The following is a 17,370-nucleotide window of genomic DNA, read 5'->3' as shown; positions in this document are numbered from 1 at the left end:
GGCGGGGAAGTGGTGTCAGCGCCTCCCGTCAGTCCATCCCCATGGTGATGAACCGGTGGACCAGCGACGCCAGCAGCACCGCGAGCAGCGGCAGCGAGAACCAGAACGTGCTCTGCAGCAGGCGCAGCCGCCGCGCGCCCGGCGGGCGCGCCGCCCGGACCACCTCGCGCGCCGTGAGCAGCACGATCAGCGCCACGGCGGCGAGGGCGCCCACCACCGACCACGGGGTCCAGGTGATCAGCGGCCCGGCCGGGCCCGGATCCGGCTTCTCGACCGGGCCGGACGGCGGTGTGCGCAGCTGGTACAGGGTCACGTCGTCGTTGGCGTAGGCCTTCCGCAGCTCCGTGCGCCGCTCCAGGTTCCCCGTCAGCCGCGTGGACCACGTCTTCGAGTAGCCGACATCGAGTTGCAGGTACACCACCTGACTCTTGTTGATCATCAGGTACGAGTTCGGGCCCGCGTCCTTGAGCGCCTTGACCAGACCGCCGACCAGGACCGGGTCGGCGGGCGCGGGCGTCGGCACGTACTGGACCCGCTCCATGTCGCGCGCGCCCCACGGCATCGAGGGGGTGACGTTGTCGACGGCGTCGTCGCTCATCCACAGCAGCCGCACCGTCGGCCGGTCATGGGCGTAGACGTAGTCCATCGCCGCGACCTCGCCGGGCCGGATCCGTTCGAACGGCTCGTTGCCCCAGCGGGCCACGAGGAAGCCGCCGAACAGCAGCAGGCCCGCCAGGAGCGCCGCCAGGGGAGCCAGGGTGATCCGGTCCCTGTCGCGTTCCTTCTCGGTGACGCCGGTCCGCGGGAAGAGCCCGAGGCCCGCCAGGAGCGCGGCGCCGGGCAGCGCGAACAGGAAGACCCGCAGCGCCATCTCACCGCCGTACGACTGCATGCCGAAGCCGAGGAACGGCACGAAGGTCAGCACCACCAGCGAGCGCTCGCGGTACTTCCAGTCGTGGCGCCGCCACCAGCCGAAGCAGGCGAATGCCAGGACCCCGCCCGCCAGCAGCACCCGGGTGTACAGCACCAGCCGGTGGGTCGAACTGCCGCCCTGGATCCGGCCGGAGACCGAGGACGAGACATTGCCGCCCACACCGCCGATCCCGCCGAACAGGTCGTTGAAGTGCCCCGACCAGTACGGCTCGGCGAGGAAGCCCAGCCAGCTGATGACGACCACGCCGAACAGCAGCGGCAGGCCGCGCGGTTCGGACCGGCCGGCCAGGACCAGGACGGCGAGCACCCCCAGCATCACGAACGGCGTCAGCTGGTGCGCGGGGACCGTCGCGGCGAACAGCGCGATCAGCACGACGAGCAGCACCACGCGCCGGCGGCGGTCCACCGGTTCGGGCTCCGCCTCACCCGGGCGGAGCGCGGCCCGCCGCATCCCGGGCTCGCGGAACCAGACCAGCAGGATCGCCACGAACATCAGGTAGAGCAGATACGTGAAGCCCTGCGGCGAGAAGTAGTCCTGGCCGACCCAGCCGCTCAGCACGAAGATCCACAGGCCGGTCCACTTGGCCTTCCAGCTCGCCCGGACCGAGCGCAGCAGCAGGAACATCGGTGCCAGGCAGAGGAGTTGGAGCGTCAGCGGCCACCAGCGGACGACCTCGCCGAGATCGCTGATCCCGCACGCCTGGGCGACGAAGGCGGCCGCGGCGAAGAAGCCGGGCCAGCTCCAGCGGGCGTCGAGGTCCGGCACCGCCGAGCCCGTGCGGTCGATGTAGTCCAGGAAGCCCAGATGCTGCCACGCGGTCGCGAACCGCGGCTCCGTCTCCAGGACGGCGGGCAGCGCGTGCAGCGACACCACGGTGGCGAGCAGGGTCGCCCACAGCAGCCAGGTGCGCGGGTGGTCGAACCACAGCAGTGTCGCGAAGACGCCGATGAGCAGCGCGCCGCCGAGCAGCGTCACGGGGGAGAGGACCGAGATCAGGCCGAGTCCGCCCATGCCGTCCAGATCGGCGTCGCTCATGCCGAGCACCGGACCCCAGTACAGGCCGAGCCCCGCGATCAGCAGCAGCGACAGCACGGCCACGGACGGGGTGAGACGGGCACGCGGCGGCCTCGCGGGAGCGGCCGGGGCCGGGACCGGCGCCCCGGAGTCCGGCGCCGAAGTCCCCGTGCCCGGCGTCGAGGTCTTTGTGTCCGGCGCCCGCGCCCCGGTGTCCGGTGCCCGCGCCCCGGTGTCCGGCGCCCGCGTCCTGTCCGCCCAGGCCGGCCGGTGCGCGGTGGGAGCGCCGCGCGGCGGGGTCGCCGGGCCCGGCCGCACATCGGGCCGCCGCTCCTGGTGATCCAGGTTGAGCTGCACCGCGAGTTGCAGCGTGTCCGAGTCCATCGCGCCGCGCAGCGCCCGCTTGGCGCCCCGCCCGCCCGCCGCGCCGGCCGGTGCCACCGGTATCCCGAGATCGGCGAGGTCGCCGTCGGGCGCCACGCTGTCGCTGTGCGGCGCCGCGGGCGTGGCACGCACCACGCGCCACAGCCGGGGCGCCGCGATCGTCATGATCACCGCGAGCGAGGAGACCTCCGCGATGCCCGCGCCGGTCAGCCCGAGCCGCGGCAGGAGCAGCAGCGTCAGGCCGAGCACCAGCACGCACAACAGGCCCTGCAACCAGGCGAGTCCAGCGGTCCTGCTCTGCGCCCGCAGCACGGCGAAGTACGTCTCCATTACCACCCGCAGGGCCGCGCCCACGGCGAACCAGCGCAGCAGCGGCGTCGCCGCGTCCGCGTACTCCCCGCCGAAGACACGGAGGATGTACGGGGCGAGGGCGAACAGCAGCGCGCAGACCGGGATCATGATGCGGGTCATCCGGCGGAGCGCCGCACGGGTGTGGGCGGCGAGCCGCGCCGGATCGTGCGAACCCTCCACCGTCAGCGAGGCGCCCATGTTGATGGCCAGCAGATTGACCGTGCCGCCGATCGTGGCGGTGACGTAGAAGTACGCGTTGTCCGAGGAGCTGACCTGCGCGGCGACCACGACGGGCACGAGGGACACGACCGCGAGCGAGAACAGCGAACCGGTGGAGTCGCCCGCGACGAACCGGCCCATCTGCCGCAGCGTCGGCGGATCCGCGTGGCCGTCGGTCGCCGCGACGTGCCGGGGCACCAGACGGCGGAAGACCAGCAGGCCCAGCGGGACCACCGAGAACGCGATCGCGACGACCCAGGACACGAACACCCCGGTCGTCGCGAACGCCGTCGCGAACGCGACCAGCAGACCGAGCTTCACCAGGGAGAACACGGTGTTGCCCACCGGTACCCACAGCGCGCTGCGCAGCCCGGTCAGCACCCCGTCCTGCAAGGTGAGCAGCGCCCAGGCGACGACGGCCGCGATGAACCCCAGACCGTTGACCGGCCCGTGCAGGAATCTGTACGACGGGCCCCACACGTCCAGGGTGAGCAGGAAGACCAGGGCGGCCAGCGCCACCGCCGGCGCGCTGCCCGCGTACGTACAGAAGATGAGCCGCCTCGTGTCGCGCCCGGCGACCGGGATGAAGCGGGCCAGGGCCCCGGTCAGCGTCACGGCCATGAGTCCCGCGAGGAACTTCATGGCCGCGATCGCGGCCGAGCCCTGACCGACCGCGTCCGCCGTGTAGTAGTGCGCCGCGGCCAGCCAGAAACTGACGCCGAGCACGCCGGAGATGCCGGTGTTCAGCATCAGCGCGTAGGCGTTGCGGAACAGCTGACTCCCGCCCTCGGACCCCACGCCGGGCGAGTCGCCCTTCCTGCTCCGGCCCCGGCCCCAGCCCCTGCCCCAGTGGGGCAGTCCGAGTCTGCGGCCGGGCGGCCCCTCGGGCTCGGCGGTGGTGGTCGATCCTGCCTTGGCGGTGGTCGTCGTGTCAGACACGGGTACGAGCTGCCTTCCGGCGGGCCTGTCGGACTCTGCGGACCACGGCGTACCCCTTGGTCAGGGCACGGTCCGTGGCGAAGGTGCGGCCGATCGCGCGGCCCTCGACCAGCCGCTCGAACTCGGCGGCGCCGGTGGAGCGGCGGACGGTGACGCGTTGCAGGGCGAAGGGCCCCTGCCGGCGCCTGGCCAGTCCGTTGCCGACGGCGAGCGACTGGGCGAAGCCGGCCGCGCGCACGGCCCGGCGCACCCGCCGGTCGGAGTGGCCGTACGGGTACGCGAAGGAGACGGGCGCGGCCCCCAGCTCGCCCTCGACGATCTCCTTGCAGTGCCGCAGCTCGAACTCCAGCTCTTCGTCCGGCAGTTGGTCGAGCTGCGGATGTGTATGGCTGTGCCCGCCGATCTCCACGCCCTGCCCGGCGAGCTCCCGCACCTGGTCCCAGTCGAGCATCGTGTCGAGCCCGCGGCCGGTGTCGTGCGCGCCCCGCAGCCACCCCGTCGAGACGAACAGGGTGGCGGCGAAGCCGTGCCGGGCGAGGACGGGCAGCGCGTGCCGGTGCACGCCCTCGTAGCCGTCGTCGAAGGTGATCAGGACGGGCCGGTCGGGCAGCGCCCGGCCGCCGCCGCGCCAGATCGCCGCGAGCTCGGCGGTGGTCAGCGGGGTGCAGCGGTGATCGGCTAGCATCTCCATCTGCTCCGCGAACCGGCCGGGGGAGACCGAGAGGGCACGCGTCGGCTCGCTCGGCTCCCGGGCGACCGAGTGGTACATCAGGATCGGGACGGGCACCCCGTCCGGCGTCCACGCGGGCCCGCTCATGCCACCGCCTCCGGAGCGTCGTCGCGGCCGGACTCCGCGACGGTGAACGACCCGGCGCTCCCGCCCCGCGCCCGCAGGCTCCCGAGCACGTAGCCGCCGGCCGCCGCCGCCACACCGGCCACGATGGCCCCGGCCCGTCTTCCGCCACCGGCCCGGCCGAGCGCCAGGTCGCGCACACCGCGTGCCACCCCGGCCGGGAGGACCCGGCTCGTGTAGGCGCGCTCGCTCTCCAGCCCCTTGCCCGCGCCGACACTCCGGGCGACCAGCGCCTTCGACAGGCCCTCCGCGTAGGTGCGCGTACGGAAATAGGCGAACCGTTCCCGCGCGGGCGGCACCCGGTGGTGGATCACCGCGCGGTCGTCGAGGAGCAGCACCGCGTCCGGCCGGGCGCGGGACAGCCGGATGCACAGCTCCGTCTCCTCGCAGCCCAGCGGCCGCCGGTCGCCGTCGCGGCCGATGCCGGTGGCGAACCCGCCGGCCGCGTCGAAGGCGGTCCGCCGGAACGAGGCGTTGCCGCCCAGCACATTGCGGACTCTGGCCCGGCCGCGGGGGAGTCCCCGGTACGCGCAGCCCACCACCCAGTCGAACTCCTCGGGGAACCAGACGGGCCGGCGCCCCGAGGCCCAGATCGGTTCGGTGCGCCCGCCGACGGCCATCACCGCCGGGTCGGCGTACCCGTCGGCGAACCAGCGCAGCCAGTCCCGCTCGGCGACCGCGTCGTCGTCGAGGAACGCGATGATCTCCCCGTACGAGGCGGCGATCCCGGTGTTCCGCCCGGCGGACAGGCCGCGCGGCCCTTGGTTGGCGAGCACCCGGACCTCGGGTGTCTCCTTGTACTCCCGGGTGAGGCGGTCGAGCAGCGCCGGACGGTGGTCGACGACGAGCAGCGTCTCCAGGGCCGGGCGGGACTGCGCGCGGACCGAGTCGACGGCGGCGAGGATGTCGCCCCAGCGGTCTTCGGTGTACACGCAGATGACGACCGAGATCGCCGTCTCCGTGTTCTGAGTCTGCGTCAAGACGCCTCTCCCCGTACGGGATCCAGCTTCGCGGAGGCGGCCCTGACGCGCAGGGCGCGACGGTTCGATCGCTCCTTGAGGATCACCCGCAGCACCCGGATCCCGTCCCGCACGGCGCGCAGATTGCTCGCCCCGTGGATGCGCAGATACTCGTGGCTCGGGATCTCCTGGACCTTCAGGCCCGCCTTGACGACCCGGATGTTCATCAGGGTCTCCACCTCGAAGCCGGTGCAGTCGAGGTCGATCTCGTCGAGGCAGTGCCGCCAGAACGCGTTGTAGCCGTAGCAGAGATCGGTGTAGCGGGCGCCGAACTTGGCGTTCACGGCCGTGCACAGCGCCCAGTTCCCCAGCTTGCGCACCGGCGTCATGTCGTCCGTGCCCCCGCCGTTGGCGAACCGGGAGCCCTTGGCGAAGTCCGCGCCGGACACCAGCGCCGACACATAGCTGACGATCTCCTGTCCGTCCGCCGAGCCGTCCGCGTCGACCATCACGATGATGTCGCCCGTGCAGGCCTGGAAGCCGGTGATCAGAGCGTCCCCCTTCCCCCTTCCGTGCTGCGGTACGACCACCACGTCCGGCCGCAGCCCCCGGGCCACCGCCACGGTGGCGTCGGTGGAGTTGCCGTCCACGAGGACGACTTCGTGGATCCACTCCGGGAGTGTCTTGAACACGTAGGGCAGGTTCTCCGCCTCGTTCATGGCGGGAATGACCACGCTGACCCGTGGCGCGATGGCCAGGTGCGTGGAGATCGCCCGGTACTGGGCGGGTAACGCGGGTAAGTCTGCGGGCGTGGCTCCGTCGTCCGGCACGGCCGGGCGCACCACGGAACTGCTCATGAGTCTGGTCCCTCTCGTCCGGTGGACCGCCCGCCCCTCGGGCGGTCCGGCTGTGTGTCCGGTTCGAAAGGGGGGTTCTCACCTACGGCCAGGCCGGAGCGATTCTCCGTACGGGCCGGGTGAGCTGGCAGTGAACACCGGTTGATTGGACCGGTCGCGCGGCACGCGACTCGACGACCCACCACTCAGGAACAAGCGAATCACCGAGCACGGCACCCCCCTACCGCGCCCCGCGCCGGCCCCGTCGCGATCGTGAGCCCTCCCCTGGATCGCAGCACGTGATGGACCGATGCGGGTGGATGTACGACGGTATTGATGATTGAGACCGTATGGCAAGACCTGAAACAAGCACTCACATTTTTGCGGTTCTGTCCGGTAATTGAATGAGTGCCCTATTAGTGGACTTTGCGGCTCCGGGTGCGGACGGCGAGCTGGAGGAGGAAGGCGCCCATGGTCAGGACGCCCACCGCGACCACTCCGCCGTCGGCCGACCAGTGGTGCGTGGCGAGCATGCCCTGGGCGACCAGCATCACGACGCAGACCGCGCCCGCGGCCGAGACCAGCAGGCGTGCCCCCGGGTCGAGGCCGCGCAGGGCCGCGGCGAACGCGGCGCCGGGTGCGGCCAGCAGGAAGAAGAGCGTGAGCGGCCCGCGCAGTGGTGAGCCGGAGTGCGTGAGCGCGAGCACCAGCCCCGCACCCGCGGCGACGGCTCCCGCCCCCGCGAGCAGGTGCAGCGTGTCCCTGCCCCGCGGACGGTCCGCCGTTGTTCTTGTGGTCTGCATGGGCGACTTGCCCCCTGAAGCGCCGGATGCCGGACTTCAATGTGGCGTAGCGGCGGGGGCGGAGTCAAGGAGCGCCGGGGGCGCGGGAGGGTCACGAGAAGTTCCCCGGAGGCGGTCGATGCCCCCGGGGAACTTGGTTGGCCTGTAAGTGAATTGACGAGCAGTCAGTCCGTCGTCAGGCCGTTACTGGACGATCTTCAGCAGCTTGTTCGGCGAGCCGGTGCCGGGGCTCGTGACGACCCCCGGGGTGGCCCCGTTCACCAGTGCCGAGGCGACCTGGGCGGGCGTGGCGGAGGTGTGGCCCGCCAGATAGACCGCGGCCGCGCCCGCGACGTGCGGCGTGGCCATCGAGGTGCCGGAGATGGTGTTGGTCGCGGTGTCGCTGGTGTTCCAGCCCGCCGTGATCGACACGCCCGGCGCGAACAGGTCCAGCACGGAACCGTAGTTGGACCAGCTGGCCTTCGCGTCGGTGTTGCTCGTGGCGCCGACGGTGAGGGCCTCGGTGACCCGGGCGGGCGACGAGGTGGACGCGTTCGCACCGGAGTTGCCGGCCGCGATCGCGTACGTGACGCCGCTGGAGATGGAGTTGCGCACCGCCGTGTCCAGCGCGGTGCTGGTGCCGCCGCCCAGCGACAGGTTGGCGACCGACGGGCCGCTGTGGTTCTTCGTGACCCAGTCGATGCCGGCGATGACGCCCGCGGTCGTGCCCGATCCGTTGTTGTCGAGCACGCGCACCGCCACGATCTTCGCCTTCTTGGCGACGCCGTAGGTGGTGCCCGCGATGGTGGTGGCCACATGGGTGCCGTGGCCGTTGCCGTCCTGCGCGACGTTGTCGTTGTCGACGGCGTCGTAACCGTTCGAGGCGCGGCCGCTGATCTGGGAGTGCGTGATCCGTACGCCGGTGTCGATGACGTACGCCGTCACCCCGCCGCCCGCCGAGTCCGGGTAGGTGTACGTGCCGGAGAGCGGCAGGGCCGACTGGTCGATGCGGTCCAGGCCCCAGGGGGCGCCGGTCTGGGTGGCGTCCACGTGCACCCGCTGGTTCCGCTCGACGGACGCCACGGCCGGATCGGCCGCGAGTCTCGCGGCCTCGGTGGCCGAAAGACCCTTCACCGCATAGCCGTTGAGCGCGCTGCGGAAGGTCTTCTGCACGGCGCCGCCGTGCTCGGATATCAGGCTCCTGCCGTCCGCGGACGCGGCCGTGAGGCCCGCCGGGCTCTGTGCGGGCTTCTTGAGCGTGACGATGTAGCTGCCGTCGACCGCCTCGGCGGAGTTCGCCGCGAGGACCGTGCCGGTGGCCGGGGCGGCCTGGGCGGGCAGGGCGGTGAGCGAACCGAGCAGGCCGACGGCCGCCGCGGTCGAGGCGGCCGCGGTCACCAGTGCTTTGGAGAGTGCCATAACGAGGGAGTCCTCCTCATAGGCGGCGCGTGCCGGTGGAGGGCACGCGTCAGTGGGGGGTGCGCGCTGGGTGGCGCGCACGGGCCGTCGGAGTCGGGTGTTCCGTCCGGGCCCGTTCAGCAGACTGCGGCCGTCTACGGGCGTAGCTCAAGCGATCTGAGGGTATGTCATAACCCTGACATGTACCTGCAATTGAACGGCCGGTGAATGTCCGTCAGGAGTACTTCCCGGTAACTCTGTGGCGTGCTACCACAGATGTGGCAGAAATCCTGCTAAGGGAGGTTCCATGAGACGTTTCCGACTTACGGCATTCATGACGTCGTTCCTCTTCGCGGCCGGCCTCGCCCTCACCGGGGCGACGAACGCGCAGGCCGCCGCCACCGGCTATGTGGCGCTCGGCGACTCCTACTCCTCGGGAGTCGGCTCCGGCAGCTACACCAGCGAGAGCGGCGACTGCAAGCGCTCCACGAAGGCCTATCCGGCCCTGTGGGCGGCCGCCCACTCACCCTCCAGCTTCAAGTTCACCGCGTGCTCGGGTGCCCGTACGGGTGATGTCATCTCCGGCCAGCTCGCCCCGCTCGGCACCGGCACCGGCCTCGTCTCCATCAGCATCGGAGGCAACGACGCGGGCTTCGCCGACGTCATGACCACCTGCGTCCTGCAGTCCGAGGCAACGTGCCTGAACCGCATCAACACGGCGCGCGCGTACGTCACCTCGACGCTGCCCGCCAACCTCGACAAGGTCTACGACGCGATCCGCGCCAAGGCACCGGCCGCCCACGTCGTGGTCATCGGCTATCCCCGCTTCTACAAGCTGAGCGGCAGCTGCATCGCGGGCCTGTCCGAGAACGAGCGGTCCGCCATCAACAGCGCCTCCGACCTCCTCAACACCACCATCGCCAAGCGCGTCGCCGACCACGGCTTCACCTTCGGCGACGTGCGGTCGGCGTTCACCGGGCACGAGATCTGCTCCGGCGACTCCTGGCTGCACAGCGTCAACTGGACCAACATCGGCGAGTCGTACCACCCGACGGCGGCCGGTCAGTCCGGCGGCTATCTGCCCGTGTTCACGTCCAACGCCTGAGCCGTATCCCGTGAGCGACGGCTCACGGGCTGGGCGAACCGGTGGTGGCTCCCGTGGAGGGGGTCACCACCTCGCACGTCACCGCGTAGGCGACGTAATTGGACTTCGCCGCGACCGGGCTCCGCACCTCCACACCGATCGCGTCGTGCAGCGTGCCGCCCGTCTCGTACCGCGTCTGCGTCGTGTTCACCGTGCTGCTCCTCGCGTCGCCCGAGCCGAGGCTCAGGGTCTTCCAGCCCGGGTCCGACGGCTCGCCGTTCTTCGTCACCCACCGGTACTCGACCTTGGCCGGCGTACGCCCCACGGTGATCGTCGCCGCGAAGGCCGGAGCGGCCGAGCCCGGCGGGGGGCAGGCCCCCGAGTAACTGCCGCGGACCGCCGAGACGCTGACCCGCACGGACTGGGCGGGCGTGGCCGTGTGACCGCCGCTCCCGCTCCCGCCGCCGTCGCCGGACGGCGAGGTGCCGCCGCCGTGCGACTCCGACTCCGACTCGGACGCGCTGGGACCACCGCCGCCCGTGGTGCCGCCGCCGGAGCCGCCGGCCGACGAACCGTCGTCGTGGCCGCCGCCCCCGCCGCTCCGGTCGAGCAGTACGTACGTCAGTCCGCCGAGTATCAGCAGCAGGAGCACGAGGCCGGCCATCAGCGCGAGCGAGGTACGGCGGGCCCCGCGCTCGCCGGTGTCCACCGGGACGGCCGACGCGGTGCCCGCCACGGGCAGGGGCAGCGGCGGCGTGGGCGCGGCGGACGGCTGCCGTGTGGTCACCGTCGGCATCGACGGCATCGGCGACGCCTGCACCCGGTCCGCGCGCAGCGTGCCGCCCGCACCGACGATCCGCAGATCCCGCTCGGCCTCCGCCGCGCCGGTCCGCTCGGCCGGATCCTTGCGCAGCAGCCCCTCGATGACGGGCGCCAGCGGGCCCGCGCGGCGCGGCTCCGGCAGCTCCTCGTCGACGACGGCGCGCAGCGTGCTCAGCGGGGTGTTCTGCCGGAACGGCGAATGGCCCTCGACGGCCGCGTACAGCAGCACGCCCAGCGACCACAGATCCGACTCGGGACCCGGCGTGCGCCCCAGGGCCCGCTCGGGCGCGAGGAATTCGGGCGAGCCGATCACCTCGCCGGTCATGGTGATGGCCTGCGTCCCCTCCACCATGGCGATCCCGAAGTCGGTGAGGACGACCCGGCCGTCGTTCGACAGCAGGACGTTCCCCGGCTTCACGTCGCGGTGCAGCACCCCCGCCTCGTGCGCGGCGCGCAGTGCGGTGAGGACCTCGGCGCCGATGTGCGCCGCGCGCTGCGGAGGCATCGGGCCCTCGGCGTCGAGCTGGTCGGCGAGCGACACGCCGCGCACCAACTCCATCACGATCCACGGGCGTTCGTCGTCCGTCGCCACGTCGTACAGCGTGATCACATTGCGGTGCGAGATCCGCGCCGCGGCCCAGGCCTCCCGCTCCAGGCGCTGGTACATCCGGCTCCGGTCCGCCGTCGGCAGACCCGCGGGTGCCCGCACCTCCTTCACGGCCACCTCGCGCCCGAGCACGTCGTCATGGGCCCGCCACACGGTGCCCATGCCGCCCTCGCCGATCGGGTCGAGCAGCCGGTACCGGCCCGCGACGACCCGCCCGCTGCTTCCGCCACTCCCCGGCCCTGTGCTCACGGGCGCCGCCCCCACTCGCCACGACAACACGACAAGTCTGAACAAAAGTAGCTCAACCGAGGGCTGATGCGGCCCCCTTGGGCACCAATCCGCACCCGAGGGTCAGAACGGCACAGGCGCCCGCCGCCCTCGCGCCCGGCGGGCCGGGGCGCGTGAGATCGCCCACGTTCCCGCCGCGCCGTGATCACCGTCACGGGCCCACCCGCCCCGCGGCCGGGACCGCCGGCCGGGTGACGCTCCCGGCGCCTCCGCACCCCCGCGTTCCCTGGGAGTACTGCCCCGCGGCGGCTCCGACACGCCGTATCCGGCCACCGGCTTGACGGCGAGCGCATCCTCACTGTCGGTTACGGCCGATCCGGACAGCGGCTCGAAACGTCCGTCTGGCGCCCATCTTGTCCAACTCGCCCTGAATTCAGTTGGATTCGGAGAGTAACCGGCGCGGCGGCGTCAACCTCCTTAAGAGGGAGGTGAATCCTGCGACCGGGATACACGAGTGTCCCGATGGGGCGATAGGGTTAACCTGCCCGGGCTGAGTGCCCTCGTACGGGTGGGGAGTGACATGGAACAGATAACAGTGCGCAGCAGGCCTCGCGTGCCTGCGATCACCTGCGGGAGCAGCGCGACCAGTTCGCGGCTCGACCGCCATCTCTCGGTGCTCGGCGGCCCCGCCGTCCCGCAGCGCGAGACGGTCGAGGCGACGACGCTGATGCGTGAGCTGACCGCGCGTGACACCGCGCACGACGAGCGCAGCACGAGCCGTGCGCGGGTGCGGCGGGTCTCGCTCTTCGCACCACTGCGGCGACTGCGTCGCTCGCTGTTCGGCGGCCACTAGCAGGCCGCCCGTCCAGCAAGGGCCCCGGGCCCGTATCCGACCTCCGCGCCGTACGGCGTACCGCTGCGCATCTCCGCGACCGTCATCCCCACGGCATGCGGCGGGCGCCCCGGCGGGGGAGTCGGGTGCGGGCCCGGGGCTTTTCCGTGCCTGGCGCGTTTCGCCGGGTACTCCCGTAAAGCCTGCGTCGTTCAGGGATGTTGACGGAGCGACTTCCAGGGGCCCGGGTGGCGTCTGATCGTCAACCGCCGGTACGCCTGCACTCGCCTCGCGTTCCCCGCCCCTGGCGGCGCTGACGGCGTGGCGTCCACGAGGGCGGCTGCTGGGCCGCCGTTCACCCGTGGGGTGCTGGACCAGCGGTGCCGCGTCATCGCGATGAGCGCGTGCGGACCCTCGGCCTCGCGCACTCCTGGGCTTCCTCGCACGCGCCCTCAACTCCTTGCCTGCTCAACACGGTTGTGCTCTACTGTCGGCCGACGTGTACATGATCAAAAGTCCTGGTAAGGGAAACATGAAGATCAAGAAGTCCATACCGTCACTGCTCGCCGTGACGGCGGCCCTCACCTTCGGGATGAGCGCCGGTGTGGGAACGACCCCCGCGAGTGCGGCGAGCAACTGCGGCGGGATCTGGTCGGTGCGGAACAACTCGAGCGCGATCGAGAGAGTGATCGACCCCTCGGCGCCGATCAAGGAGTACCCCTTCGGGGAGTGCCGAACCGTGGAGACTCTGGATGACGGCGCCATCTTCTACGCCTGGTGCTTCACGCACAACAAGTACGGCAACATATGGATCTACGGCCGCTCCGCGAAGACCGACAGAATGGGCTACGTCTTCGACGACCACCTGATCGGCACCAACCACGGTTCTCTCAACCTCTGCACCGAATAAGGCGCACGCGACTGACGCCGATGAGTCAGGTGCAAGGCGTACCCGAGGCAGGGGCAAGAGGGCCCCGTCCCAGGTTCGTGGGCGGCCCTCTTCCGTGTTCCGGTGTCTCTGCGGGCCGAGGATGGCGAGGTCGGGGACGGTCCCGCGCGTGACCTCTCGTGGTGGAGTCGACGCCGGGGACCGGCGGTGCGCGTCCGGATCGGCCGGTACGGCGATGCTGGACATGGCCCGTGGCCGCCGGGGCAGTCGACCTCTATGCGAAGACGTGTGATTCCTGCCGAGGGCCGGGCGGCGGTTCGCTCTGTGGACCGGTTCCTCATGTGGGTCTGCCCCGTGCTGGCTCTCGTCGGCCTCGGCCTGGCAGTCGTATCGCTGGCCACGGGGCAACCGATGCGTGCCCTGTGGCAGGTCCTGCTGGCGATCCTGATGGTGGTCTGCGCGGCGACCGCTCGGCGACGGGCGTGGGGGGACGCGATGCCGGACGAGCGGCGCTGAACCGACGGGCAACCGGCGCGGAGGCTCCGCGCACAGGCGATCTTGGCCCTGATCGCGTCGATGACCCCTGAAGCGGGCCGCGCCCGCTACAGGATCGCGAACTGGCCGCCGGGGCCCTCCTCCTGGTGGTCCAGGACCGAGGCCGGGCGATGGGCGGTGTCCGGGACCGGGAGGACGTGGGCGCGGGTCAGCTCGGCCGGGGTGATCCGGTCGCCGATGCTCGCCGTCAACTCCTTCTGTTCCGGGATCAGTTCGGACAGCAGGGCGAGGACGGTGATCAGCTCCAGGAGTTCCGACGTCCAGGGCTGGGGCCAGGTCTTCGGGCGGACCGCCGCCAGGGTGCCCGGCTCCGCCGGGGCCGTGCGGCGGGCGAACCACTGCTCCAGGACGCGCACCCCGCTCACCTGGAAGTCCCAGGACGCGGCAGGGACCGGCGAGATGCGACCGTCGCCGACCAGGAGGGCCTCCTCCTCGCGGTCGTAGTGGAGTTCGGTGGGCCGGTCGGGCAGCGGCGCGCGGACGTACGGGCGTCTGCCGCCCGGCAGCTTGGGGCGTTCGGCGCCGGTGCCGCGCCGCTCCAGCCACAGGATCCGGCGGCCGAGGTCGACGCCGCGCCGCCACACGTCCGGGTCCTCGGGCAGCGGCACCCGGCACGTCCGGTCGGCGCCGCGCCCGGCCACGGCCAGGATCCAGGCGAACAGGTCGGCGGCGGTGACCTCGTGGTCGTAGGTGCCGGACAGGTGCTGGAGCAGCCCCGGCGCGATGTTCGGCTCCGTCGCGCCCGGCCGGCGGTAGAGGGGGCGGATGCGGCCGGGGCGGCCCGCGGGGGAGCGGCCCTCGGGCAGGACGGCGCAGGCCAGCACGGCGGGGCCGCCGGCGTCGGGCACGTACCCCTGCTCCACCAGGTACAGCTGCCGCTCGTCCGCGACCCGCCACAACTCGGGCCGGGCCGCGTCGATGAGGCGCTGGTCGGGGATCAGCCACTGCTCGTCGAACGGGCCGTGCAGCACGCGCACCGGCTCCGGGCACGGTCCCGAGGCGTGTGCGAGCGGCTCGGTGCCGGCGCGGACGCCGGGGAGCTGGGCGGCGGCGGTGTGCAGCGTACGGCCGCGCGTCACCTCCAGCAGCGCCTCGCGGCGCGGGAGGTCGCTGTTGACGAAGGTCTCCCAACGGGCCTTCAGGGACGCCGCGTCCGGCGCGACGGGCCAGCCGCGGCCCAGGCGCAGCGGTGCCACGGACCACGGCATCAGGTCCGCGAGCGCGGGGGCGTCGGCGTCGGTGCCGACGGCGGCGGTGGCGGCGTCGTCGACAGGGCGGTCGTTCGTCACGCCCGGCATGGTACGTCCCCCCGCCCGGCCATCAGTCGGCGTCCAGCGTCACCGAGAACGAGAAGCGGTCCCCGCGGTAATGGATCACCGCCACGTCCAGGGCCCGGCCCTCCTCGTCGTACGTGATGCCCGTGTAGTGCAGGATCGGGCTGAGCAGCGGCACTTCGAGCAGCCGGGCCGTCTCCGGGTCCGCCAGGCGGGCCTCCACCGAGTCCGTGACCCGGGTGATGCGCACGCCCACGACGTCCCGCAGCACCTTCGTCATCGGCCAGCGCTCCAGGTCCGCGACGTCGACCCGCTCGGCGAGTTCGGGACGGATGTAGTTGCGGGCATGGTTCGTCGGTTCGCCCGTCTTCTCGTCGCTGCGCAGCCGGTGATACGTCGCGACGTGGTCCGTGCCCGGGAAGTGGTCCGCCAGCGCCGCCGGTACCGGGACGGTGCCGTGCTCCAGGAGTTCGGCCGTCATCCCGGACTGCTGCGCCACGATCGCGTCCACCGAGCCGAGCAGCCGCACCGGGGCGCCCCGCCGGGCCGCCGGTTCGATGAACGTGCCGCGGCGCCGGTGCCGGGTGATCAGCCCCTCGTCCTCCAGCTCCTTCAGCGCCTGCCGCATGGTGAGCACCGAGACGCCGTAGTGACCCGCCAGTTGCTCCTCGGTGGGCAGCCGCAGCGGGTCCTGCGGGGAGCGGCCCAGTATCGAGGCGCGCAGGGACTGCGACACCTGATACCAGAGCGGCAGCTTGCGGTTCAGGACGATCGAGTCCGGGGCGAATGACGTCACGGTGTTATCCGTATCGGTCGGGGGCGGGATGTGCAATGCGGTTCGGGTGGGTACGGGGTCCGTCGCCGGGTGCGGGCCGGTGGGGGCTGCGCGAGAAGGCCCACCGGCCCGCACCCGGGAATCGACCCGCTAACCCCGGAAATGCCGCTCCAGGCCGCGCCACACATCGTCGTAGCCCCGCTGCAGGTGCCCGGCCGAGGCGGCCTGGGCCGTGGCCGTCACGGGCCAGCGCGTCTCGAACATGAACGCCAGCCCGTCGTCGACCCGTTGCGGAACGAGCTCGGCGGCGCTGGCCTTGTCGAACGTCTCCCGGTCGGGCCCGTGCGCCGACATCATGTTGTGCAGCGACCCGCCACCCGGCAGGAAGCCGGAGGCCTTCGCGTCGTAGGCCCCCTCGATCAGCCCCATGTACTCGCTCATCACGTTCCGGTGGAAGTACGGCGGCCGGAACGTGTCCTCGCCCACCAGCCAGCGCGGCGCGAACACCACGAAGTCGACGCCCGCGAGCCCGGGGGTGTCCGACGGCGAGGTCAGGACCGTGAAGATCGACGGGTCGGGATGGTCGTACGAGATCGAGCCGATGACGTTGAAACGGCGCAGGTCGTACACGTACGGGACGTGATTGCCGTGCCAGGCGACGACGTCCAGCGGAGAGTGGTCGTAGGTCGCGGTCCACAGGTTGCCGCAGAACTTGCTCACCACCTCGACCGGCCCCTCGACGTCCTCGTACGCGGCGACCGGCGCCCTGAAGTCCCGGGCGTTCGCCAGCCCGTTGGCGCCGATCGGGCCCAGGTCGGGGAGCTGGAACGGCGCCCCGTAGTTCTCGCACACGTACCCGCGCGCGCTGCCGTCGAGCAGCTCCACCCGGAAGCGCACCCCGCGCGGGATCAGCGCGACCTCGCCGGGACCGGCGGCGAGCAGCCCGAACTCGGTGCGCAGCAGCAGCCCGCCGCGCTCGGGCACGATCAGCAGCTCGCCGTCCGCGTCGCTGAACACCCGGTCCGTCATGGAGGAGTCGGCGGCGTACAGGTGCACGGCCATGCCGGTGCGCTGCGTCGCGTCCCCGTTGCCGCCCAGCGTCCACAGGCCCGCCAGCCAGTCCGTGCCGGGAGCGGGGTCGGGCAGCGGGTTCCAGCGGCGGCGGTTGGGGTCGGCGACCGACTCGGTGAAGGGGGCCGTGCGCACCGCGCCGTTGTCCGTGCGGACGAACTCGGGGTGCGCCGCCGAGGGGCGGATCCGGTACAGCCACGAGCGCCGGTTGTGCGCGCGGGGTTCGGTGAACGCGGTGCCGCTGAGCTGCTCCGCGTAGAGACCGAGCGGGGCGCGCTGCGGTGCGTTGCGGCCCTGCGGCAGGGCGCCCGGCACCGCCTCCGAGCCGTGTTCGTTGCCGAAGCCCGTCTGATAGGCCAGGGCCTCGGCCGTCTTGCGTGCGTCCCCGCTCATGAATCGCTCCCTCGCCCCTCGTCCATGATTCCTATGCTCAACCGTAGGATTCGTGATCGGCCCACGCAAGACGCCGTCCGGCCGGATTCGATCTCCCCGGGGAATCCCCTGGAATTCCCCGGGCCTCCCCCTGGAATCCCCCGGAACTCCCCCTGGAGGCCTCCTCCCCGA

Annotated in this window: 13 protein-coding genes; 3 read left to right on the top strand and 10 right to left on the bottom strand. The window is 72.1% G+C overall.

Annotated elements, in window-relative coordinates; all coding sequences use genetic code 11:
- Nucleotides 1–28: 28 nt before the first annotated feature.
- The 6 genes from ABII15_RS08310 to ABII15_RS08285 all read right to left on the bottom strand — a co-directional run bounded on the left by ABII15_RS08310 (nt 29) and on the right by ABII15_RS08285 (nt 8,690).
- Nucleotides 29–3,841 (bottom strand): lipopolysaccharide biosynthesis protein, encoded by a 3,813-nt coding sequence (locus tag ABII15_RS08310; RefSeq protein ID WP_353941629.1) that lies wholly within the window; start codon nt 3,839–3,841, stop codon nt 29–31.
- Nucleotides 3,834–4,658 carry a polysaccharide deacetylase family protein gene (locus ABII15_RS08305; protein ID WP_353941628.1) on the bottom strand — a complete coding sequence of 275 codons (825 nt, stop codon included), beginning with the start codon at nt 4,656–4,658 and terminating at the stop codon, nt 3,834–3,836. The genes ABII15_RS08310 and ABII15_RS08305 overlap by 8 nt, the downstream gene beginning before the upstream one ends.
- Nucleotides 4,655–5,674, bottom strand: a complete 1,020-nt coding sequence (locus ABII15_RS08300) for a glycosyltransferase family 2 protein (protein ID WP_353941627.1) — start codon at nt 5,672–5,674, stop codon at nt 4,655–4,657. Before ABII15_RS08300 ends, ABII15_RS08305 begins: the two co-directional genes overlap by 4 nt.
- A complete protein-coding gene (locus ABII15_RS08295) occupies nt 5,671–6,510 on the bottom strand; it encodes a glycosyltransferase family 2 protein (RefSeq protein WP_353941626.1) in 840 nt (279 codons plus the stop codon). The genes ABII15_RS08300 and ABII15_RS08295 overlap by 4 nt, the downstream gene beginning before the upstream one ends.
- 395 nt (nt 6,511–6,905) lie before the next feature.
- Entirely contained in the window at nt 6,906–7,292 is a 387-nt protein-coding gene (locus ABII15_RS08290) for a hypothetical protein (RefSeq protein ID WP_353941625.1), read from the bottom strand.
- A 183-nt stretch (nt 7,293–7,475) separates the two neighbouring features.
- Nucleotides 7,476–8,690, bottom strand: coding sequence for a S8 family peptidase (locus ABII15_RS08285; RefSeq protein WP_353941624.1), 1,215 nt, complete (start codon nt 8,688–8,690; stop codon nt 7,476–7,478).
- Nucleotides 8,691–8,976: 286 nt separating this feature from the next.
- Here ABII15_RS08285 and ABII15_RS08280 point away from each other — a divergent pair, with 286 nt between their 5' ends.
- Entirely contained in the window at nt 8,977–9,774 is a 798-nt protein-coding gene (locus ABII15_RS08280) for an SGNH/GDSL hydrolase family protein (protein ID WP_353941623.1), read from the top strand.
- Nucleotides 9,775–9,796: 22 nt separating this feature from the next.
- On the opposite strand, the gene ABII15_RS08275 is transcribed toward ABII15_RS08280, so the two are convergent.
- Nucleotides 9,797–11,431 (bottom strand): serine/threonine-protein kinase, encoded by a 1,635-nt coding sequence (locus ABII15_RS08275; protein ID WP_353941622.1) that lies wholly within the window; start codon nt 11,429–11,431, stop codon nt 9,797–9,799.
- 559 nt (nt 11,432–11,990) lie between these two features.
- Between ABII15_RS08275 and ABII15_RS08270 the strand changes: the two genes are divergently transcribed.
- Entirely contained in the window at nt 11,991–12,263 is a 273-nt protein-coding gene (locus ABII15_RS08270) for a hypothetical protein (protein ID WP_207820163.1), read from the top strand.
- 511 nt (nt 12,264–12,774) lie between these two features.
- Nucleotides 12,775–13,152: a hypothetical protein gene (locus tag ABII15_RS08265; protein WP_353941621.1), complete on the top strand. Its 378-nt coding sequence runs from the start codon at nt 12,775–12,777 to the stop codon at nt 13,150–13,152.
- Nucleotides 13,153–13,733: 581 nt separating this feature from the next.
- On the opposite strand, the gene ABII15_RS08260 is transcribed toward ABII15_RS08265, so the two are convergent.
- The 3 genes from ABII15_RS08260 to hmgA all read right to left on the bottom strand — a co-directional run bounded on the left by ABII15_RS08260 (nt 13,734) and on the right by hmgA (nt 17,199).
- Nucleotides 13,734–14,894, bottom strand: a complete 1,161-nt coding sequence (locus tag ABII15_RS08260) for a type ISP restriction/modification enzyme (RefSeq protein WP_353946993.1) — start codon at nt 14,892–14,894, stop codon at nt 13,734–13,736.
- Nucleotides 14,895–15,006: 112 nt separating this feature from the next.
- Nucleotides 15,007–15,756 carry a GntR family transcriptional regulator gene (locus tag ABII15_RS08255; protein ID WP_353941620.1) on the bottom strand — a complete coding sequence of 250 codons (750 nt, stop codon included), beginning with the start codon at nt 15,754–15,756 and terminating at the stop codon, nt 15,007–15,009.
- A gap of 129 nt (nt 15,757–15,885) precedes the next feature.
- Nucleotides 15,886–17,199 (bottom strand): homogentisate 1,2-dioxygenase, encoded by a 1,314-nt coding sequence (hmgA, locus tag ABII15_RS08250; protein WP_353941619.1) that lies wholly within the window; start codon nt 17,197–17,199, stop codon nt 15,886–15,888.
- Nucleotides 17,200–17,370 lie beyond the last annotated feature (171 nt).

This window comes from Streptomyces sp. HUAS MG91 (genome assembly GCF_040529335.1).
GTDB lineage: Bacteria > Actinomycetota > Actinomycetes > Streptomycetales > Streptomycetaceae > Streptomyces > Streptomyces tabacisoli.
Note: the sequence above shows the minus strand (reverse complement) of the source record. Positions and strands in the feature narration are given on the sequence as shown.